At 73.6% G+C, this 20,294-nt stretch carries 21 protein-coding genes; 5 read left to right on the top strand and 16 right to left on the bottom strand.

The features are described 5' to 3' along the window. The first annotated feature begins 115 nt into the window (after nt 1–115). Complete coding sequence (locus CLV70_RS02210; protein ID WP_106124604.1) at nt 116–1,117, top strand: 3-oxoacyl-ACP synthase III family protein; 1,002 nt, start codon at nt 116–118, stop codon at nt 1,115–1,117. Between the two features lie 320 nt (nt 1,118–1,437). On the opposite strand, the gene CLV70_RS02205 is transcribed toward CLV70_RS02210, so the two are convergent. From CLV70_RS02205 to CLV70_RS02180, 6 genes are all read right to left on the bottom strand, one after another. Further along, nucleotides 1,438–2,325 (bottom strand): glutathione S-transferase C-terminal domain-containing protein, encoded by an 888-nt coding sequence (locus CLV70_RS02205; RefSeq protein ID WP_106124603.1) that lies wholly within the window; start codon nt 2,323–2,325, stop codon nt 1,438–1,440. Between the two features lie 41 nt (nt 2,326–2,366). Beyond that, nucleotides 2,367–3,602, bottom strand: a complete 1,236-nt coding sequence (locus CLV70_RS02200) for an EAL and HDOD domain-containing protein (protein WP_106124602.1) — start codon at nt 3,600–3,602, stop codon at nt 2,367–2,369. Nucleotides 3,603–3,619: 17 nt separating this feature from the next. Next, the gene (locus CLV70_RS02195) at nt 3,620–4,486 is read right to left on the bottom strand and encodes a class I SAM-dependent methyltransferase (protein ID WP_106124601.1); all 867 of its coding nucleotides are present in this window, start codon (nt 4,484–4,486) and stop codon (nt 3,620–3,622) included. A gap of 76 nt (nt 4,487–4,562) precedes the next feature. Further along, complete coding sequence (locus CLV70_RS02190; RefSeq protein ID WP_106124600.1) at nt 4,563–4,937, bottom strand: YybH family protein; 375 nt, start codon at nt 4,935–4,937, stop codon at nt 4,563–4,565. Nucleotides 4,938–5,062: 125 nt separating this feature from the next. Further along, complete coding sequence (recQ, locus tag CLV70_RS02185; protein WP_106124599.1) at nt 5,063–6,901, bottom strand: DNA helicase RecQ; 1,839 nt, start codon at nt 6,899–6,901, stop codon at nt 5,063–5,065. Nucleotides 6,902–6,959: 58 nt separating this feature from the next. Next, entirely contained in the window at nt 6,960–7,559 is a 600-nt protein-coding gene (locus tag CLV70_RS02180; RefSeq protein WP_106124598.1) for a mycothiol-dependent nitroreductase Rv2466c family protein, read from the bottom strand. Nucleotides 7,560–7,644: 85 nt separating this feature from the next. Here CLV70_RS02180 and CLV70_RS02175 point away from each other — a divergent pair, with 85 nt between their 5' ends. Further along, the gene (locus tag CLV70_RS02175; RefSeq protein ID WP_245907962.1) at nt 7,645–9,033 is read left to right on the top strand and encodes an alpha/beta hydrolase; all 1,389 of its coding nucleotides are present in this window, start codon (nt 7,645–7,647) and stop codon (nt 9,031–9,033) included. Here CLV70_RS02175 and CLV70_RS02170 read toward each other — a convergent pair. The 7 genes from CLV70_RS02170 to CLV70_RS02140 are packed head-to-tail and all read right to left on the bottom strand — an operon-like array spanning nt 9,014 to nt 14,746. Continuing rightward, nucleotides 9,014–9,661, bottom strand: coding sequence for a GTP cyclohydrolase II (locus CLV70_RS02170; protein WP_106124597.1), 648 nt, complete (start codon nt 9,659–9,661; stop codon nt 9,014–9,016). The two genes, CLV70_RS02175 and CLV70_RS02170, sit on opposite strands and share 20 nt — an antisense overlap. Nucleotides 9,662–9,711: 50 nt before the next feature. Next, nucleotides 9,712–10,401, bottom strand: coding sequence for a RibD family protein (locus CLV70_RS02165; protein ID WP_106124596.1), 690 nt, complete (start codon nt 10,399–10,401; stop codon nt 9,712–9,714). A gap of 37 nt (nt 10,402–10,438) precedes the next feature. Further along, nucleotides 10,439–11,482: a lysylphosphatidylglycerol synthase transmembrane domain-containing protein gene (locus CLV70_RS02160; RefSeq protein WP_106124595.1), complete on the bottom strand. Its 1,044-nt coding sequence runs from the start codon at nt 11,480–11,482 to the stop codon at nt 10,439–10,441. A 59-nt stretch (nt 11,483–11,541) separates the two neighbouring features. Further along, nucleotides 11,542–12,333, bottom strand: coding sequence for a class I SAM-dependent methyltransferase (locus CLV70_RS02155; RefSeq protein ID WP_106124594.1), 792 nt, complete (start codon nt 12,331–12,333; stop codon nt 11,542–11,544). Next, a complete protein-coding gene (locus tag CLV70_RS02150; protein WP_106124593.1) occupies nt 12,330–13,367 on the bottom strand; it encodes a glycosyltransferase family 4 protein in 1,038 nt (345 codons plus the stop codon). Before CLV70_RS02150 ends, CLV70_RS02155 begins: the two co-directional genes overlap by 4 nt. After that, a complete protein-coding gene (locus CLV70_RS02145; protein WP_106124592.1) occupies nt 13,364–13,762 on the bottom strand; it encodes a 6-pyruvoyl trahydropterin synthase family protein in 399 nt (132 codons plus the stop codon). The genes CLV70_RS02150 and CLV70_RS02145 overlap by 4 nt, the downstream gene beginning before the upstream one ends. Beyond that, entirely contained in the window at nt 13,763–14,746 is a 984-nt protein-coding gene (locus tag CLV70_RS02140) for a zinc-dependent alcohol dehydrogenase (RefSeq protein ID WP_106124591.1), read from the bottom strand. A gap of 167 nt (nt 14,747–14,913) precedes the next feature. On the opposite strand from CLV70_RS02140, the gene CLV70_RS02135 reads away from it, so the two are divergent. After that, the gene (locus CLV70_RS02135; protein ID WP_342750346.1) at nt 14,914–15,711 is read left to right on the top strand and encodes a CDP-alcohol phosphatidyltransferase family protein; all 798 of its coding nucleotides are present in this window, start codon (nt 14,914–14,916) and stop codon (nt 15,709–15,711) included. On the opposite strand, the gene CLV70_RS02130 is transcribed toward CLV70_RS02135, so the two are convergent. From CLV70_RS02130 to CLV70_RS02120, 3 genes are all read right to left on the bottom strand, one after another. After that, the gene (locus CLV70_RS02130; RefSeq protein WP_146163926.1) at nt 15,701–16,192 is read right to left on the bottom strand and encodes a hypothetical protein; all 492 of its coding nucleotides are present in this window, start codon (nt 16,190–16,192) and stop codon (nt 15,701–15,703) included. The genes CLV70_RS02135 and CLV70_RS02130 overlap by 11 nt on opposite strands. 85 nt (nt 16,193–16,277) lie before the next feature. Continuing rightward, complete coding sequence (locus CLV70_RS02125) at nt 16,278–17,048, bottom strand: alpha/beta hydrolase (RefSeq protein ID WP_106124589.1); 771 nt, start codon at nt 17,046–17,048, stop codon at nt 16,278–16,280. Nucleotides 17,049–17,102: 54 nt separating this feature from the next. Further along, nucleotides 17,103–17,384: a hypothetical protein gene (locus CLV70_RS02120; protein ID WP_245907961.1), complete on the bottom strand. Its 282-nt coding sequence runs from the start codon at nt 17,382–17,384 to the stop codon at nt 17,103–17,105. A 207-nt stretch (nt 17,385–17,591) separates the two neighbouring features. On the opposite strand from CLV70_RS02120, the gene CLV70_RS02115 reads away from it, so the two are divergent. Both CLV70_RS02115 and htpG read left to right on the top strand, forming a co-directional pair. Beyond that, a complete protein-coding gene (locus CLV70_RS02115) occupies nt 17,592–18,356 on the top strand; it encodes a hypothetical protein (RefSeq protein ID WP_146163925.1) in 765 nt (254 codons plus the stop codon). 58 nt (nt 18,357–18,414) lie between these two features. Further along, a complete protein-coding gene (htpG, locus tag CLV70_RS02110) occupies nt 18,415–20,259 on the top strand; it encodes a molecular chaperone HtpG (RefSeq protein WP_106124587.1) in 1,845 nt (614 codons plus the stop codon). The last annotated feature ends 35 nt before the right edge of the window (nt 20,260–20,294 follow it).

The following is a 20,294-nucleotide window of genomic DNA, read 5'->3' as shown; positions in this document are numbered from 1 at the left end:
AGGAAGGCCTTCGTGTAACAACCGGATTACGAAGGTGGACATTTACGGACGTCGCTGGCGTGATCGTGCCCGCCGAGTCCTCAACCCTGCCCCTCCGGCGCCGATGAGTGCGGGCATGCAGTCGATACCGAGCGCCGGGATCCTCGGCACGGGCTCGTACGTGCCCGAGCACGAGGTCACCAACGAGGCCCTGGTGGAACGGGTCACCGACACCACCCCCGAATGGATCGCCCGCAAGACGCTGATCGAGGCCCGCCGGTTCGCCGCCCCCGACCAGGCCACCTCCGACCTGGCCGTACGCGCCGCGACCGCGGCCCTGGCGGACGCCGGCATCGGGGCCGACCGGGTCGACTACCTCATCGTCGCCACGTCGACCGGGGACTCGCCGCAGCCGCCGACCGCCTCGCTGGTGCAGCACGCCATCGGCGCGCACCGGGCGGCCTGCTTCGACATCAACGTCGTGTGCGCCGGCTTCGTCTTCGGGCTGGCCCTCGCGAACAGCCTGGTCACCGTGAAGCCGGACACGGTCGTGCTCGTGGTGGCGGCCGACGTCTACTCGCGCATCCTCGACTTCGACGACCGGCGTACGGCGATCCTGTTCGGTGACGGCGCCGGCGCGGCCGTCGTCGGTGCGGTGCCCTCGCCGTACGGAATCATCGATCTGGAACTGGTGACCCGCGGCGACGCGCACGAGCTGATCCACGTCAAGGCCGGCGGCAGCCGCCTGCCCGCCTCCGCCGAGACGGTCGCCGGCGGTGACCACTTCTTCCGCATGAACGGCCGTGGCGTCCGGGACTTCGTGCTGTCGGGCGTTCCGCCGGTGCTCGAGACGCTGCTCAAGCGCGCCGGCGTCACCGCCGACGAGATCGACCACTTCGTGCCGCACCAGGCCAACGGCGTCATGATCCAGGAGCTGGTGGACGCGGCGGGGCTGGCCTCGGCGCGTACCCACCTGGTCCTGGACCGCTACGGCAACACCGGCAGCGGCTCCGCGGCCGTCGCGCTCGACGCGGCGGCCCGGGCGGGCGCGCTCCACGACGGCGACCTGGTCCTGGTCGCCGGCTTCGGCGGCGGCATGTCGGTGGGCGCGGCCCTGATGCGCTGGTACGCCTCCTGAGCCCCCGAAGCCGCGCGGCCGGCCGGGGTGGAGAGCGGGCTGCCGGTCGGGGATAGGCCCGTCGACGGGTTGGGCGCGGCGGGCTGCCGGCGTGGCCGTATCGGTCCGGGAGCTGGTGGACGCGGCGGGCTGCCGGTCGAAGTAGGCCCGGCGGCGGGGTGGACGGGTGGGCTGCCGGTCGGGATAGCCCGGCGGCGGGGTGAACGCGGCGGGCTGCCGGTCGGGAGTGGCCCGTGGGCGGGGTGAACGGGCTGCCGGCCGGCCCGGCGCCGGATGTCCGGGCGGCCGGGCGGATGTCCCGGCGGCCGGGCGGCATGGGGTCAGCGGCCGCTCGGGGTGGACCAGTCCGGCAGCGCCGCCCCCGGCCGGCTGAAGGTCGCGAAGTCGGTCGTGTCGCGGAAGGCCGGGATTGCGTAGAGCTCCCGGGCGTACGCCCACAGGTGCGGGTACACGTGCAGACCCGGATTGATCGCGCGCCCGGCATTGGCGCCCACGTCGTAGCGGACCAGGGTGACCCAGAGCCGGATGTCCGCCTCGGTCAGGTCGTCGCCGAGCAGGTACCGGGAGCGGGACAGCCTGTCGTCGAGCCGCTCGAACGCCTCGAGGAGCGCGTCGCGGGCCGGGCCGGGAGCCGCGGCGGCCGCCCGCACGCCGTGGTTGACCGTGGGGCCGAGCCACCCGTCGAGTTCCTCGATGCTCCCGCGCAGGTGCTCCGGGTACGTGTCGGTCACCGGCGTCGCCAGGTGGCCGAAGCGGCTGGCCAGGTCGATGCCGATGCCGTGGGTGTCGTTGCTGACGAGGCGGGACGTGGCCCGGTCCCACAGCGCGGGCACCGACACGTGGCCGTCGAAGCCCTCCTCGGTCGCCTCGTACGCCTGGCGCAGCAGCATGAAGCCGTTGACGGGGTCGGGGCCGTACTGTTCGCGGAAGGCCCAGCCGCGGCCGTCGCGGTCGTCGTCCACGAAGGACATGCCGACGATGTCCTCGAGGCCGGCCAGCGCGCGGGTGATGGCGACGCGGTGCGACCACGGGCAGAACCAGCCGCCGTAGATGTGGTAGCGCGCCGGCTCCGCGGTGAACTCGCCGCCGGTGGTGATGCGTCCGGTGAAGCGCAGCAGGGGACCGGGCGTGCCGGGGATGCTGTACTCGCCGTAGGTGGCGGTGTCGACGGGCCCGGCGAACTGGGTGACGTGCGGCTGCTGCACCATGCCGAAACCCTACTTCCCAAGTAGGAGATCGGCAAGGGTGGTCACGCCGCTGCCGCCTGGGTCGCGGCCACCGCCATCGTGGACCAGCGCATCGCGGCCATGACCGTGCCGGACAGGTCCTCGCCCGCGTACGCCGCCGCGACCTCGCTCAGGTCCCCGCGCTCGTACGCGTTGACGACCCGCAGCACCTGCCCGAGCGCCCCGGTGCCGCGCTCCAGCGCCGCGGAGATCTCGATGTCGAGCGGCAGCTGGTGCGCGATCGCGGCCGGGCTCAGCCCGATCATCTGGGCGACCGCGGTGATCAGGCCCGCCATGAACGCGGCGTCGGACTTGGCGCCGAACGCGGAGGCCACGTTCTCGCAGAGCCGCGCGCGGGTGAGCGCGTCGGCCATCTGCACCTCCGTCGCCTCGGCCACGTCGTCGACGACCATCAGCATCGCCCACTGGCGGATGTGCGCGAGGCCGAGCATGACCACCGCCTGGCGTACGGACGAGACCCGGCTGGTCGCACCGACGGCGGCCGAGTTGCTCGCGCGCAGCACCCGCATGGTGAGGGCCGGGTCGCCGGCGATGATGGTCAGGATCTTCTCGATGTCGGCGTCCGCGGCGCTCAGCGCCCCGATCAGCTCCAGGCGGCGCAGCTTCGACGGGGTGAGGCTGGCCGCGGTCAGCACCTGCGGCCGGCTGAGCACGTAACCCTGGCGCAGTTCGAAGCCGTACCGGTTGCTGAGCGCGAGCTGCTCGCCGGTCTCCAGCCCCTCGGCGACGATCTTGATGTCGGGATACTGCCGGCAGGCCGTGACGATCTCGTCGAGGTGGCTGAGGTCGCCCTGGAGCAGGTCCAGCTTGACGAAGGAGGCGAGCGGGAGCAGCCGCTCGGCGCCGGAGCCCCAGACGAAGTCGTCCAGCGCGATGCGGTAGCCCTGGGCGACCAGCGCGGAGACGCCGGCGATCACCTCGTCGTCGACGTCGACGGTCTCGAGCACCTCGAGCACCACGTGGTCGGGGCCGAACGGCAGGGTCAGCTCGCCGGTGAGGAACTCCCGGGTCATGTTGATGAAGCAGGTGCGGTCGCCCACGACCTCGTCGATGCCGAACTCGGTGAACGCGTTGACGATGACCTGACTCGTCGCGTAGGTGTCGCGGCGGCCGGCCTCGATCGCGTCCATGCTGCCGCGGAACAGGAGCTCGTAGGCGACGACGTCGCCCGTCGCGTCGAAGATCGGCTGCCGGCCGACGTGCACGAGCTGTGTGCCCGGCAGCGGGAACGGCACCATGGGGTTCACGCCGTGACTCATCGGCGGCCGGGCGCGGATGTTGAGGCTTCTGCGAGCAGGGCGTAGAACAGGGGCACTTTCGGTGCGGTCGCGGGCAGCCGCCACCACCCCTGAGGCGTGCGTTCCATGTGGGGCCAGCGCGGCCAGGGCAGCTCGTCGCTCTCCCGCAGCGAGCGGATCCGCAGCCCGGCGCCGCTCAGCGCGGTGACCACCTCGCCGAGCCCGTGCGCCCACTCGTAGCTGGTCGTCGCCGCGGTGAGGGCCGGGCCGTCGGTGTAGGTGCGGGTCGCGTCGAGCTCGGCCGCACCCCGGCCGCCGATCATGTCGTTGCGCAGCAGCAGCTCCCGCTCCCGCGGGTCGCGAGGGACCAGCCCGAGCGAGGTCAGCGCCGGATGGAACTCCACCACGTACGCCAGGCCGCCCGGGCGCAGCAGGCCGGCCACCACCGCGGCCCAGCGGTCCAGGTCGGGCAGGTAGCACAGGGCGCCCTTGCCGGTGTAGACCACGTCGAACCGGCGGTCGCCGAGGGCCGCCGCGGCGTCGTAGACGTTGGCCCGCACGTACTCGACAGGGGCGTCGCGGGCCGCGGCGATGCGCCGGGCCTCGGCGACCGCGGCGCCGGACAGGTCGAGGCCGGTCACGCTGCGCGCGCCGCGCCGGGCGAACGCCACCGTCTCGGTGCCGAGGTGGCACTGCAGGTGCAGCACGTCCCGGCCGGTGAGGTCGCCGAGGTCGGCCCACTCGTACGCGGCGAACCAGTCCTCCGGGTCACGCCCCGCGACGTCGTAGAACGCGCTCGCCGCGTGGATCGGGGTGCGCTCGTCCCAGTTGGCCTCGATGCTCGCCATCCGGGCCCGGGTCGTGTCGTCGAACGTGTCCGTCATGCCGCCCCCCGTCGTCCCGGCCCGTCCTGCCCTCGAGTAAACCCGGGGGCGGGGGCGGCCGGTAGGGTTTGCGCTCTTACGGTCTTCTGACGGAACGCGTGTTCTGATCATGCAGCAGAAGCCACGTCCCGCCGGCCCGGGCGAAGACCAGACTCAGGACATAGTTCATCGCGTACGGCCGGCCGCCGGCGTCCACATCCTCGTAGGTGACCGCGTACGTGGCCACCCCGGTGTCGCCGGCCTCCGTGCACCGCAGCGGCTCGAGCTTCCACGACCAGTCGGGATCGGCGAACCACTCCCGGTGGAACGCGCCGACCTCCTCGCGGCCCGCGAGCAACCGCCCGTCCGGCGTGATTACGGCGACGTCGTCGTGCACGGTGGCCAGGAACGCCTCCGCGTCCCGGCCCGTGATCGTGGCGAGATGGTGCTCGAGTGCCTCGGCGAACTGCATGCAGCGGGTCCTTTCCCAGCAGGTCGATGCGCGCAGCATGGCACCCCCGGGGAGACCCCGGCACCCCATTTCCCCATCAGCCCGCCCCCGCCCGGGTAGCTGCCCCGAGAACGAGAGAACGCCTCCTAGCCGGCGAGCGTCTCCAGCACCTGCTGGCCGAACCGGGCCAGTTTGGTCTCGCCCACCCCGCCGACCGTCGAGAGTTCGGTGAGGGAGCCCGGCCGCAGCGCCGCGATCTGGCGCAGGGTCGCGTCGTGGAAGATCACGTAGGCCGGGACGCCCGCCTCCTTCGCCGCCGCCGCCCGCCAGGCGCGGAGGCGTTCGAAGGCCGCCGCGCCGGCCGGGTCGAGGTCGGTGGCGGGGGCGGCGCCGCCCGAGGACGCCCGGCGGGCCTTGGGCGCCCGGGTGCGCTCCGGCTCGCGGCGCATCATGACCTGGCGTTCCTTGCGCAGGACGGCGGTGCTGGCGTCGGTCAGGGTGAGCGTGCCGTACTCGCCCTCGACCGCGAGCAGGCCCTGGGCCAGGAGCTGCCGGACGACGCCGCGCCACTCCTGCTCGCGCAGGTCGGTGCCGATGCCGAAGACGGACAGCTCGTGGTGGCGGAACTGCTGGACCTTCTCGGTGGTTTTGCCGAGCAGGATGTCGATCGACTGGCCGGCGCCGAACTTCTGGCCGCGTTCGCGTTGCAGGCGCAGGACCGTGGACAGCAGCTTCTGGGCCGCGACCGTGCCGTCCCAGGACTCCGGCGGGGTCAGGCACGTGTCGCAGTTGCCGCAGGTGGGCTCGGCGGACTGGCCGAAGTAGGCGAGCAGCTGCGCGCGGCGGCACTGGACCGTCTCGCACAGGGCGAGCATCGCGTCGAGGTGGGCGGCCAGGTTGCGGCGGTGCGCCAGGTCGCCCTCGGAGGTCTCGATCATCTTGCGCTGCTGCACGACGTCCTGCAGGCCGTACGCGAGCCACGCGGTGGACGGCAGGCCGTCGCGCCCGGCGCGGCCCGTCTCCTGGTAGTAGCCCTCCACCGACTTGGGCAGGTCCAGGTGGGCCACGAAGCGCACGTCGGGCTTGTCGATGCCCATGCCGAAGGCGATGGTGGCCACCATGATCAGGCCGTCCTCGCGCAGGAACCGGCTCTGGTTGGCGGCGCGGGTCCGCGCGTCGAGCCCGGCATGGTACGGCAGCGCCGCGATGCCGTTCTGCACCAGGAACTCCGCGGTCCTGTCGACCGAGGCGCGGGACAGGCAGCAGACGATGCCCGCGTCGCCGGGGTGCTCGGTGCGCAGCAGGTCGAGCAGCTGCCGGCGCGGCTCGTTCTTGGCGACGATGCGGTACTGGATGTTGGGCCGGTCGAAGCTCGCGGTGAAGTGCCGCGCGCCGGTGAGGCCGAGCCGGGTCGCGATCTCCTCGCGGGTGGCGCTGGTGGCGGTCGCGGTCAGCGCGATGCGCGGCACCTGTGGCCACCGCTCGTGCAGCATCGACAGGTTGAGGTAGTCGGGGCGGAAGTCGTGGCCCCACTGGGAGACGCAGTGCGCCTCGTCGATGGCGAAGAGGGCGATCCGGCCCCGGTCGAGCAGCCGCTGGGTGGACGGCACGCCGAGCCCCTCGGGGGCGACGTAGAGCAGGTCGAGCTCGCCGGCGACGTACAGCTGCTCGGTGAGGCGCCGCTCCTCCGGGTCCTGCGTCGAGTTGAGGAAGCCGGCCCGGACCCCGAGCGTACGCAGCGCGTCGACCTGATCCTGCATCAGCGCGATGAGCGGCGAGATCACCACGCCGGTGCCCTCGCGCACCAGGGCGGGAATCTGGTAGCACAGCGACTTGCCGCCGCCGGTCGGCATGAGCACGAGGGCGTCGCCGCCGCCGATGACGTGCTCGATGATCTCGCGCTGCCCGCCGCGGAAGTCGGCGTAGCCGAAGACCCGGTTGAGCACGTCGTAGGCGGGCCCGGCGAGGGCGGGAGCGGAAGTCACCCCGGCGAGTTTAGTGACTCCCTCCGGAGCCGGGCCGTGGCCTGTGGACGAACCGGGGTCAATCGAAGTTCAGGCCACCCGTACGGGTACGCTTGAGCTCGAAGAAGTCCGGATAGTTCGCCAGCGCCACCGCGCCCTCGAAGACGCGGACGGCCTGCTCGCCGCGGGGGATGCTGGAGAGCACCGGGCCGAAGAACGCCACGCCGTCGATGTGCATGGTGGGCGTGCCGACGTCGTCGCCGACCGGGTCCATCCCCTCGTGGTGGCTCTTGCGCAGCGCGGCGTCGTACTCCTCGCTCCGCGCCGCCGCGGCGAGCTCCGCCGGCAGCCCGACCTCGGCGAGGGCCTCTTTCACCACCGCGTCGAGGTCCTTGTTGCCCTGGTTGTGGATGCGCGTGCCGAGCGCGGTGTAGAGCGGGCCGAGCACCTCGTCGCCGTGCTGCTGGGCGGCCGCGGTGACGACCCGTACGGTGCCGAGCGAACGGTCGATCAGCGCGCGGTAGTCCGGCGGGAGGTCACGGTTCTCGTTCAGCACGTACAGGCTCATCACGTGCCAGCGGAGGTCGATCTCGCGCTGCTTCTCGACCTCGAGGATCCAGCGGGACGTGATCCAGGCGAACGGGCACGCCGGATCGAAGTAGAAGTCGACAGTCGTCATGGCTCGACCTTAGGCGCCGGACTCGGGGGTGCGCTCCGGGAAGTCCCGGATGCGGGTGTGGTGTGTGTCCCACAAGGATCGAGCCATGCTGATGTTCCGAGCCCTCGCGGCGGTCCTGACGGCGGCGACCGTCCTCGCCGTGCCCGCGTCCGCGTCCGCGGGCCCGCCCCCGATCGACTGGCAGCCCTGCCGCACCTCCGCACCGCCGGGCGCCGAGTGCGCCTTCCTGGATCTGCCGGTGGACTGGTCCCGGCCGGACGGCGAGACCTTCCGCTTCGCGATCGCCCGCCGTGCCGCGGACCCCGCGACCCGGGTGGGCACCCTGATCTTCGGGCCGGGCGGGCCCGGCGACTCCGGCACCAAACGCATCATGACCGGCTCGAAGCGCTTCAGCGAGGAGCTGCAGCGCCGGTTCGACATCGCCAGCTTCGACCCGCGTGGCGTCGGCGGGAGCGCCCCGGTGCGCTGCGACCTGCCCGCCGTCACCGACCCGGTCATCGACGGGCCGGCCGCCTTCGCCGAGCGGATCGCCACCAACCGGGCGTACTGGGCGTCGTGCCGGACGGATCCGCCCTCCCTGATCTCCCACGCGGGGACCGCGGACACGGTCCGTGACCTCGATGCCCTGCGGGCGGCGCTTGGGGAGCGGCAGGTGACGTTCCACGGCAGCTCGTACGGCACCCTGCTGGGCGAGCTGTACGCCGAGCGCTACCCGTCGCACGTCCGCGCCCTCGTCCTGGAGAGCGCGATGGACCACAGCCAGGACGTCGGCGGCTTCCTGCGGACGCAGGGCTGGGCGCTGCAGGACTCCTTCGACGCGTTCGTGACCTGGTGCGAGCAGGCCGGAGACGCCTGTGCCGTGCATGATCCGGGCGCGCGGCAGGTGTGGCACGAGCTGGTGCGTGACGCCGGCCGCGGCGGAACCGGGCTGTCCGTCTGGCAGCTGCACGCCCTCCTGCACGCCCTGCTGTACGGCCCGAAATATACCGATCTGGCGGCGGCGCTGGCGGACCTGCGCGACGGCGAGCCGGTGCTGCCGGTCGCCGTGCCGACGCCGGTCGTCCCCGTGTTCTGCGCCGACTGGTCACTGACCGTGCGCGACTACGACGAGTACGCCCGGTTGGTCCGGCGCGCGGAGACCCGGGACCTGCGCTACTCGGCCGGGGCCCTGGCCGTGGCCCTGTGCCTGGGGTGGGAGCAGCCGGTGACGAGCCCGCAGCACCGGCTGCGCGTGCACACCCCGGTGCCGGTGCTGCAGATCAACGCCCGGCACGACCCGGCGACCGGCTACAACTGGGCCCTGTCCGTGGCCCGCCAGCTGGGGCGCTCCGGCGTGCTGCTGACGTACGCGGGCGCCGGGCACGGCTCCTACGGCAGCTCGGACTGCATGAGGACGGCGGTGGACGCGTACCTGATCGGCCTGACCGTGCCCCGGGAGGGCGGCGTCTGCCCGGTCACAGTCCCGGCAGGTTGAGGGTGTGCGCCGTGTGCGTGGCCTTCGTCGCGAGATAGCGCAGGTTGTCCGCGGACAGGTGCACCCCCGTCGGGATCCGCTCCTTGATCTCCACCCCGTACGCCTGGAGCTGGGCGGCCTTGTCCGGGTTGTTGCTCAGCAGCCGGATCTTGTCGGCGCCCAGGGCCAGCAGCATCTGCGCGGCCGCGGTGTAGTCCCGCTCGTCCTCACCGCGGCCCAGCGCCACGTTCGCCTCGTACGTGTCCAGCCCCGCCTCCTGCAGCGCGTACGCGTCGAGCTTCGCGTACAGCCCGATGCCGCGGCCCTCCTGGCGCAGGTAGAGCAGCAGCCCGCCGGCGACGGCGATCCGCTCGACCGCCTCGCGCAGTTGCGGGCCGCAGTCGCAGCGCTGGCTGCCGAAGACGTCGCCGGTGAGGCATTCGCTGTGCGGGCGCACCAGGGGGCTCTCGCCGAGCGAGCGCTCCCAGTCGCCCAGGCCCAGGGCGAGGTGCTCGCGGCCGTCGACCAGGCCGTCGAAGGTCAGCACGCGGGCGGTCGTGGCGTACCCGTCGGCGAAGCGCAGCGGGACGGTCACGCGGGTCCGTACCGTCGCTTGCGGGATGTCTCTCCAGGCCGGCGCGTCGGACATCGGGCCCCCATTTCGATCAGCGGTTTGCGGTTCCACCTGCGGGGTCACCGTCAGTCCCGGAACCGGTCGGACAGGGCGTAGCGCAGCAGCACCACGTCGCCGATCTGGCGCACCTCGATGAGGTCTGCGCGGCGGTGCGGGCTCCACGGGAACGTGCCGTCGCCGACGAAGCGCGGCGCCTTGGAGTCGCCCACGAAGAACGGCGCCACCACGAGCTGCAGCTCGTCGGCGAGGCCGGCGGTGAGGAACTGGGTGTGCACGGTGCCGCCGCCCTCGACCATGAGCCGGCCGACGCCGCGCCGGGCCAGGTCGCCGGTGACCCGGGCCAGGTCCAGCGGGTCGCCCGCGTCGACCACCGTGGCCAGGCCGCCGAGCCTGCGGCGGGCCGAGGGCACCGCCGGGCTCGCGCAGTAGACCAGCTTCTCGGCCTCGCCGAGGGTGAAGAACCGGGCCCGCGGGTCGAGGTCACAGGTGCCGGTGACGGTCACCTTGACCGGGTCGGGGCGCTCGCCGCGGGCGATCCGGGCCCGGCGGCGGGCCTCGTCGCGGACCAGCAGCCGGGGGTTGTCCTGGCGGACCGTGCCCGCGCCGACCAGGATCGCGTCGCAGCCGGCCCGGACCTCGTCCACCCGGTCGAAGTCGGCGTCGTTGGAGAGCAGCAGCCGCTCCTCGTCCGCGCTGTCGACATACCCGTCGATGGACATGCCACAGCTCAGCAGGACGTACGGCCGATCTTCCACCGCCCCAACATAATCCGCGCCGAGGGTGGCGGCACCTTCACGCACCGCTGCCGACCAGCTCCCGGACGGGCCTGACAACGGGACGCGCCGGAAGGATCTCCAGGATCACCGGTCCCGGGCGGGCCGGCGCCGCGACGGCGGCCCTCCTGGCCCGCGCCTTCGCGATCGCCCGTGCCGCGATGACGGCCAGGCCGGGCAGGGCCGCGACGAACGCGAACAGGCCGTAGACGACCGCGACGGTGAGTCCCTGGGCGGCGCTCAGGCCGGCGGCGCCGAACGCCCAGGCGGTGACGCCCTCGCGCGGCCCCCAGCCGCCCACGTTCACCGGCAGGGCCATGGAGAGCAGGGCGAGCAGCAGGAGCGGGGCCAGGCGCAGCACCGAGGTCTCGGAGCCGGCCGCGCGGGCCGCCACGACGAAGGTCGCCAGGTGGCCCGCGAGCACCACCGTGGAGGCGAGGACGATGCCGGGCCAGTTGCGGCGCGAGAGCAGCCCGGCGCGGATCTCGGTGACCGCCGTGCGGGCCGCCCGGGCCCACCGCGACGCCCCGCTGCGCAGCCGGCCGACGGCGACGATCAGCACGACCGCGATGCCGGCGGTGGCCGCGGCGGCCGTGGCGACGACCCGGCCGTGCTCCCTCAGGTGGGTCAACACCGGCGACGGTACGGTCAGCAGCACCGCGATCCCGACCGACACCAGCACGATCTGCCCGGCCGTACGCTCGAGCACCACCGCCCGTACGCTGCGCCCGACGTCGCCTTCCTCCCGGCCGTGCCGGACCGCCCGGTCGACGTCCCCGAGCACCCCGCCGGGCAGCGCCGCGTTGATGAACAGGGCCTTGTAGTAGTCGGCGATCGCGCCCCGCAGCGAGAGCCGCAGGCCGAGGCCGCGGGCCACGAGGCACCAGCGCCAGGCGCTGAACACCGTGGTGGTGACGCCGATCGCGAAGGCGGTGCCGAGGGTGGCCGCGTCGATCACCCGCAGCCCGTCGAGGAACGCCCCGGTGCCCAGGCGCCAGAGCAGCACGGCGAGGATGCCCACCCCGCCCAGCAGCCGCACCCACGCCCAGATCGATCGGTTCATTCCCCAGCCCCCTCCACGTCACCTTCTGCGACTAATACGTTCCGGTGGCGTCAGGTGGTTCAGTCTTTCTGCGCGAAGAGATCTTGATGCCCGACCGTTACCCGGAGCGCGCCGGCCTCGAGCTGGCCGAGCCGGGTCGCAAGGAAGTCGTCCGTGCGCAGCTCCGGGCGCTGATCGGCGGCCGCGGCGACCCAGCCGCGCAGCCACTCGGCGGTGAGCTCGGCGTGCGCGGGACCCAGCCGCCACGGGCTCGGCCGGGTGGTGACCGACGCCCCGGCCTTGGCGAACGCCTCCGCCGCGGCGCCGACCGCCTCGGGCCCGAGCAGCCGCCGTCCGCCGGTCTCGCGGCGCTGGTGCTCGTTGAAGGCGGCGGCCACCTCGGCGTCGAGCGGGTGCGGGGGATCGAACGTGACCTCGCCCACCACCGAGAGGGTGAACAGCGCGGGCGTTCCCGACGCGACGCAGACGTCGGCGAGGGCGGCCACCTCGTCGACGGTGAACAGGTCGAGCAGTGCCGAGCAGGTGACCAGGGACACGCCCTCGAGGTCGGCGGCGGTCAGGCCGGCGACGTCGCCCTCGGCCGTCTCCACGGTGACCGGGCTGCCGTCGGCCGCGGCGGCGGGGCCGTGCTGCGCGGCGTACGCGAGCAGCGCCGGGTCGCGGTCCTGCAGGATCCAGTGCTGCGGGCCGGGCAGCCGCGGGGCCAGCCACCGCGCCATCGAGCCGGTGCCGCAGCCGAGGTCCCGGACGACCGCGCCGGACCGGACCAGGGCGGGCAGGTCGGTGGCGCGGGCGGCCGCGTCCGCGGGCTCGCGCAGGGTCAGCCAGTCGGTGCTGAACTCTCCGGTCATGCGTGCAGTACCTCGCTCAGTCGTCGGATCGTCTCGTCCCAGCCGCGCAGGCCGGCGCGGCGGGCCCGGGCGGCGGCGCGCCGGGACTCCCGCAGGCCGGCGTCGGTCAGCCAGCTCCGCAGGGCCGTGGCCAGGGACTCTACGTCGCCGGGCGGCACCAGCCCACCCGGCACCGTGCCGTCAGGCGCCCGGCCGATCGCCTCCGGCACGCCCTCGACGCGGGTGCCGAGCACCGGGATGCCGCGGGCGAGGGCCTCGGTCACCACCATCCCGTACGTCTCCGCGAGGGAGGGGAGGACGAGCAGGTCGGCGGCGGCGTAGGTGGCGTCCAGGGCGGCGCCGGTGCGGGTGCCGGCGAAGCGCACCCGGTCGCCGGCGCGGGCGCGGACCCGGGCGGTGAAGTCCGGGTCCCGGTCGAGGGCGCCGACGCAGGTGCATTCCCAGTCCAGATCGCCGAGCGTACGCAGCGCCTCCACCAGCACGTCCTGCGCCTTGCGCGGGGTCACCGCCGCCACGCAGAGCAGCCGGCCGCCGGAGGCGCTGCCGGGGGTGAGCGGCGCCGGGTCCACGCCGGGCGGCGCCACGTGGACGCTGCCGGCGGACAGGTCGTGCAGGTGCTCGAGCCGCCGGGCGGCGCCGGAGCTGGTCGCCACCACGGCACGGGCCGCGTGCAGGGCCCGGCGCTCGCGGGCGGGCAGTTCCGGCGCGGCGCCCGTCTCGTCGCCGAGGGGAAGGTGGACCAGGACCACCGGGCGCAACCGCCGCGCCTCGGCCTCCACCACCCCGGGCGCCGCGCAGGCCACCAGGCCGTCCATCAGCACGGTCGCGCCGTCCGGCACCGCCCGCAGCGCCGCCGCCAGGCGCGCGGTGTCCCGCTCCGACGGGTACGGCCAGGGCGCCGCGACCGCGATCTCGTGCACCTCGCGGGTCGCGGCCAGGCCGGTCAGGACCCTGCGGTCGTACGTGTTGCCGCCGCTCGGCGCCGCCGGGTCGTCGATGTCGCCCGGCAGCACCGCGTGGAGCGCATCGGTCACAGGTCCCGCTCGTAGCTCGCCCAGGCGATGTGCGACTCGTGCAGGGTGACCGCGATGCCGGTGAGCCCGCCGGCGCCGGCGCCCAGCCCGCCGTCCGCCGCCTTGCCGGCCAGCCGGTCGGCGATCACCTTGGCCAGGAACTCGGTGGACGTGTTGACGCCCCGGAAGTCCGGCTCGTCGTCGAGGTTGCGGTAGCTCAGGGCGCCGCAGATGGCGTGCAGTTCCTGGCTCGCCAGGCCGATGTCGACCACGATGTTGTCCGCGTCCAGCTCGGGACGCTTGAACGTCGCGTCCACCACGAACGTGGCGCCGTGCAGCTTCTGGGCGGGTCCGAAGACCTCGCCGGAGAAGCTGTGGGCGATCATGATGTGATCACGGACGGTGACGCTGAACATTCACTCTCCTGTCGGGTAGGTGATGAGGTGGCACATCGCGGGCAGCTCGCCGGAGGCCAGCCGGGGCAGGACCGCGGGCAGCTCCGCGAAGTCCGAGCCGCCGGTGAGCAGGGTGTCGAACACCGGGTCGGCGAGCAGGTCGAGGGCGACGGCGAGGCGGTCGGCGTACGAGCGGCGCCCGCGGCGGGCCGGGGCGATCCCGCCGACCTGGCTGCTGCGGACGGTGAGGCGCCGGGAGTGGAAGAACTCGCCGAGGGGCACGCTGACCTCGCGGTCGCCGTACCAGCTCAGCTCGATGACCGTACCCTCGTCGGCGAGCAGTTCGAGCGAGCGGGTGAGCCCGGCGGAGGTGGCGCTGGCGTGCACGACCAGATCGCAGTCGCCGGTGGCGTCCGCGGGCAGCGCGAAGTCCACGCCGAGCGCCCCGGCGACCTCCTCGCGGGCCGGGTCGGCGTCCACCAGCTGCACCTTCGCGGCGGGGAAACGGGACAGGACCGCGGCGACGCTCGCGCCCACCATGCCCGCGCCCACCACGGCGATCCGGTCGCCGACCAGCGGCGCGGCGTCCCACAGCGCGTTGAGGGCGGTCTCGACGGTGCCGGCCAGCACCGCGCGGGAGGCGGGCACGGACGGCGGCACCACCGTGACCGCCGCGGCCGGCACGACGTAGTGCGTCTGGTGCGGATAGAGGCAGAAGACGATGCGGCCGAGCAGGTGCTCCGGGCCCTGCTCGACGACGCCGGCGTTGAGGTAGCCGTACTTCACCGGGGCCGGGAAGTCGCCCTCCTGGAACGGGGCGCGCATGGCCGCGTGCTGGCTCTGCGGCACGCCGCCGCGGAACACCAGCGTCTCGGTGCCGCGGCTGATCCCGGAGTGCAGGGTGCGGACCAGGACCTCGTCCGGTCCGGGCTCGGGCAGCACCACCGGCCGGATCTCGCCCGCGCCGGGTGCGGTCACCCAGAAGGCCCGCGCCGTACGTGTCACCTGATTTCTCCTCGGGGGTATGAACCGAACGCGCCGGGGAAGCGTGTTCAGGGGGGACTGCGGCAACCATACGCGTGATCCGATCTTGCGGATCCGGAGGCAGGGTGACTATGAGTATCGGCACGATGACGGCTCGTTCGGGACGGGGTCCGCTCGCGGGAGTGGCCGTGCAGCTCGTCCTCATGGCCGTCCTGGCGGCGACGACCGGCATGAGCGCCGCGGGGTGGCTCGCCGGTACGGCCTACGCGCTGGTGCTGTGCGCGCTGCTGCGTACGGGAATGCGCAAGGCGGGCATGAGCGCGATGGGCCCCGCCAACGCGGTGACCCTGGGCCGCGCCACCCTCGTCGGCGCCGTGACCGCCCTGGTCGTGACCTCGTTCGACCGCCCGGTGGCGCTGCCCGTCCTGGTGACGCTGGTCGGTGTGGCACTGGCCCTCGACGGCGTGGACGGCCAGGTCGCCCGCCGCACGAACAGCACGACGGCCCTCGGGGCGCGTTTCGACATGGAGGTCGACTCGTTCCTGGCACTGGTGCTCAGCGTCTTCGTGGCCAGCACCTTCGGCTGGTGGGCGCTCGCGATCGGGGTCTTCCGCTACGCGTTCTACGCGGCCACCTTCGTGGCGCCGTGGCTCACCGCGGCGCTGCCGCCCCGCTTCTCCCGCAAGGTCGTCGCCGCGGTCCAGGGCGTGGTCCTCGTGGTCGCCACGGCGAGCCTGCTGCCGGACGCGCTGATCGTCCTCGCGGCGGCGGGCGTCCTGGTCTCGCTGGTCTGGACCTTCGGCATCGACATCGCCTGGCTGTGGCGCGCCGAGCTCGGCCGCCGGGCGACGGTGGCCGCCGCGGCCCGCCGGGTCCCGGCCGCCCGCCGCGCCGCCCCGGCCGCCCCGGCCGCGGCCCTGGCCCGCACGGTCGCCCGCCCGGGGCGCACCCGCCGGGCCCGTCGCCCCGCCTCCGTCAGCGCCTGACGCCGGCGCGGTGGTGCACCGCGAGGCAGGCGGCGATCCCGAGGTAGGTGAGCAGCACGGCCAGCTGGGTGGCGCCCACCACGCTGTTCGCCTCGTACCAGCGCGGACCCTCGTCGGCCGGCGCCGGCGCGCTGTACAGCAGCCGGAGGCCGGTGGCGGTCCCGGCGACGCTCAGGACCAGGGCGGCGATCCGTGCCCCGGCGTTCGCGCGCAGGACGAGGACGGCCAGGGCCGCCAGGACCGCGGTCGCGGTGACGAGGCATGCGATGCCGAACGCCGTGGGCTCCGCGGACCGGCCGGCCAGATGGCCGGCGGCGGCGCCCGCGGACGCGCCCTCCCCGCTCAGCAGGTCGCCGTAGTACAGCGAGGTGCCGAGCGCGACCAGCATCAGGACGGCCTGGACGAGCAGCAGATATCCGGCCACGTTGAGGACGCGCGGGCGTACGGCGGCATCGCTGGTCCGGGATGCGAGAACACTCACTGCGGCTCCTGGGGTCGAGGACGGTCGGGTACTCGGCAAGACGACCGCGTCCGTCGATGCGATGCCCCGCGCCACGTGACCTGGGTCACACGGTGCTGTCCGCGATGAGGTCGAAGGCCTCCGGCACGCACGTGCTCCAGTAGGCGAAGTTGTGCCGGCCCTCCGCGTAGCTCCCGGCTGCTTTCGGTTCGGGCAGGGCGCGTTCCAGGGCCCGTACGTCCGGCAGCAGCCCGTCGTCCGTGCCGCACCACAGCCCGACCGGAGTGCCCCGCAGGGCTGCGGCCCGCGCGAACACCTCGTCGCCCGGATGCACCGCGGGGGAGAAGGCGGCCACCGCCCGGACGAACCCGGGGAACGTCTCGGCCAGCAGCAGCGAGCCGAAGCCGCCCATCGACCAGCCGCACACCGCGAGCCGGTCGGTCTCGAAGCCGCGCTCGGCGCACCACGCCGGGATCTCCTCGTGCACCATCCGCTGCGGGTCGTCCGCGCCGGACGGGCGCCAGGACAGCCGGCCGCCGGTCGCTCCGGCCAGCACGAACGGGCGGTTGCCGCGGCGTACCGAGTCGGTGAGCAGGCGGCCGAGGCCCAGGGCCGGGAAGTCGGCGGCGGTCTTCGACGCGCCGTGCAGGACCAGGCAGACGGGCAGGCCGCGGCCGTCGCCGTGGCCGTGCGGGACGGCGGTGTAGAAGTCGACCGTACGGCCCCGGGCCCGCGACGGGCGCTGCTCGAGACGCTCGTCGCCGAGGGGGACGTCGGGGATGACGGGGCGGGCGGCGTACCGGTCGCGGAGGTAGGCGCCGGTGGCCGCGACGGCCGCCGCCGCGCCGGCACCGGTCAGCAGGGTTCGTCGGTTCATCAGCCGATCAACGGTCCGCCGGGGCGGCGCGTGACGGCGGGACCGGGCGCGGGGTCAGGCCGGCGGCCGGCAGCCCGGCCCGGTGGCCTGGCCGCGGACGATCCGGTACGCCGAGATGTCGCCCTTCACGTACGCCCTCAGCTGGCCGATGCGCGCGGGGGTGCCGCCGTGCTCGGCGGCGTACGCGACGATCGCCTCGTCCACCGTGCGGCAGGTGACCTGCTGGGCCACCTTGAGCGTCGTCCCCGTCAGGGTGTCGGTATGGAACGCAGCGTAAGAGACACCGGAGATACTCACCGTAATTGCCGCGGCCATCGCGACCTCGCTCAGGTTCACCGGAAACTCCCGTACAGCCTCGCCCGACGGGGTGCCGGCGATCTCGCGGAGAAAGATACCCAGAGTGATGATCGACCCGCAAGATGGAGAGCGCATCACTCAATGTGATTAGGCGATCCGGCGGGTCCCCGGAGCGACACGGAGGGAATTACCGCCGAACCGGGGCGTAAGTCACGTTCGTACCTGTATGACGGTTTTATGGTTGAGTTGACGAGGCGGGAAAAGCAGATCATCGGGTGCATGGCGGCGGTGTGCCTGCTCTCCGGCACGGGAGCGGTCGTGCTGGGCGCCGCCGAGGACCGCGACGGCACTCCCGCGGCCCGGGAACGCACGGTCGTCGCGGGCGCCGAGGAGGCGCTGGGTGCGGCGGCGCGGCGCGGCCCGGCGGCCCGGCCCGTCCCGCCGGTGCAGCCCGCGCCGGCACCTCATGCGCCCGGGGCGGCGCCGTCCCGGATCCGGACGCTGACCCCGTGGACCCCGGTCACGACGGTGCCGGGAGGCGTCACCACGCCCGCGGGACCCGCACCGGTCCTCGCCGCGCCGCAGCGCACGACCGCCGCACCCCGCCCGCCCGCGGAGCACCCGCCGGTGCCGACCCCGGCGGCGACGACCACCCGGCCGGCCCCGCACCGGCCCACCACGCCGCCGGTCCGCCCGCCGGCGACCACCCCGGCCACGAAGCCCCCGGCCACCGAGCCCCCGGCCACGAAGCCCCCGGCGACGACGCCGCCGGCCACGACGCCCGCGACCACCCCGGCGACCACGCCCCCGCAGACCCCGGCGACCACGCCCGCGACGACCCCGGCGACGACGCCCGCGACCACCCCGGCCACCGTGGAACCGCCGGAGCCGACCCCGGCGAAGTCCGAGGGAGACGGCGCGGGCTTCCCGTGGGAGCCCGGCACCGGCGGGCTGCCCGGCCCCGACTCGGTGAGCTGGCCGCCCGCGGTCCCGGGGAACCCCTTCGGGTAGATCCGCGCGGGGTCATACGATCAGCGTCGGGAACACACCGGACGCACGGAGGGATGACATGAGCACCGAGACGCTGGAGTTCCAGGCCGAGGCGCGCCAGCTGTTGCAGCTGATGGTCCACTCGATCTACTCGAACAAGGACATCTTCCTGCGGGAGCTGGTCTCCAACGCCTCCGACGCCCTGGACAAGCGGCGCCTCGCCGGCCTCACCGACGACAGTCTGCGCGGCGAGGACCTGCACATCGAGATCGAGGCCGACAAGGAAGCCCGGACGCTGACCGTACGGGACAACGGCATCGGGATGTCCCGCGACGAGGTCGTCGGGCTCATCGGCACGATCGCCCGCTCCGGCACGGCGGAGATGCTGCGCCAGCTCAAGGAGAACAAGGAGTCGGCCGAGCTGATCGGCCAGTTCGGCGTCGGCTTCTACTCGACGTTCATGGTCGCCGACAGGGTCACCCTGGTCACCCGCAAGGCCGGGGAGGACACGGGTACGCGCTGGGAGTCGGCCGGCGAGGGCACGTACACGATCGAGGATCTCGCGGACGCGCCCGTCGGCACCGCCGTGACCGTCCACCTTCGCCCGAAGGACGAGGAGGACGCGCTCTACGACTACGCGGACGAGTGGAAGATCCGGGAGATCGTCAAGCGCTACTCCGACTTCATCTCGTTCCCGATCCGGCTGGTGCGCACCGAGGGTGAGCCGGACACGCTGAACTCGATGAAGGCGCTCTGGGCGCGGCCCCGCGCCGAGGTGAAGGACGAGGAGTACGCCGAGTTCTACCGCCACATCAGCCACGACTGGACCGACCCGCTCGAGACCATCAACCTCAAGGCCGAGGGCACCTTCGAGTACGAGGCGCTGCTGTTCATCCCGGCGCGCGCCCCGCACGACCTGTTCCAGCGCGACGGCCGCCGGGGCATCCAGCTCTACGTCAAGCGCGTGTTCATCATGGACGACAGCCGCGAGCTGATCCCCGACTACCTGCGCTTCGTCAAGGGTGTCGTGGACGCGGCCGACCTGTCGCTGAACATCTCCCGCGAGATCCTGCAGCAGGACCGGCACATCCAGCTGATCCGGCGCCGGCTCGCCAAGAAGGTCCTGTCCACCGTCAAGGACCTGATGACGAAGGACCCGGAGAAGTACCGCACCTTCTGGCGCGAGTTCGGCCGCGCGGTGAAGGAGGGCCTGCTCGGCGAGGCCGACGACCGCAAGGCCATCCTGGACGTCGCCTCGTTCTCCTCCACCGCCGGCGACGAGCCGACCACCCTGGCCGACTACGTCTCGCGGATGAAGGAGGGCCAGGAGGAGATCTACTTCATGACGGGGGAGAGCCGCGCCCAGGTCGAGAATTCCCCGCACATGGAGGCGTTCAAGGCCCAGGGGTACGAGGTCCTGCTGCTCACCGACCCGGTGGACGAGATCTGGGTCGACGCCGTCCCCGACTACGACGGCAGGAAGCTGCAGTCCATCGCCCGCGGCAACGTCGACCTGCCCTCCGACGAGAAGCCCTCGCAGGAGCGCACCGGCGAGTTCGCCCCGCTGCTGACCTGGCTCGGCGAGACCCTGGGCGACGTCAAGGAGGTGCGGCTCTCCACCCGGCTCACCACCTCGCCGGCCTGCCTGGTCAGCGACGCCGACGACATCAGCCCGACGCTGGAGAAGATGTACAAGGCGATGGGCCAGGACGTGCCGCCGGTCAAGCGCATCCTCGAGCTGAACCCGGAGCACCCGCTGGTCACCGGCCTGCGTGACGCGTACGCCGAGCGCGCCGCCGACCCGGCCCTGCCGGAGACCGCCGAGCTGCTGTACGGCACGGCGCTGCTCGCCGAGGGCGGGGACCTCGCCGACCCGGCCCGGTTCGCGAAGCTGCTCGCCGACCGCCTCGCCCGTACGGTCTGATCATCGGCCGCCGGGCCCGGCAGCGGGCCCGGCGG

Origin of the sequence: Pseudosporangium ferrugineum (assembly GCF_003002065.1) — a bacterium.
GTDB lineage: Bacteria > Actinomycetota > Actinomycetes > Mycobacteriales > Micromonosporaceae > Actinoplanes > Actinoplanes ferrugineus_A.
Note: the sequence above shows the minus strand (reverse complement) of the source record. Positions and strands in the feature narration are given on the sequence as shown.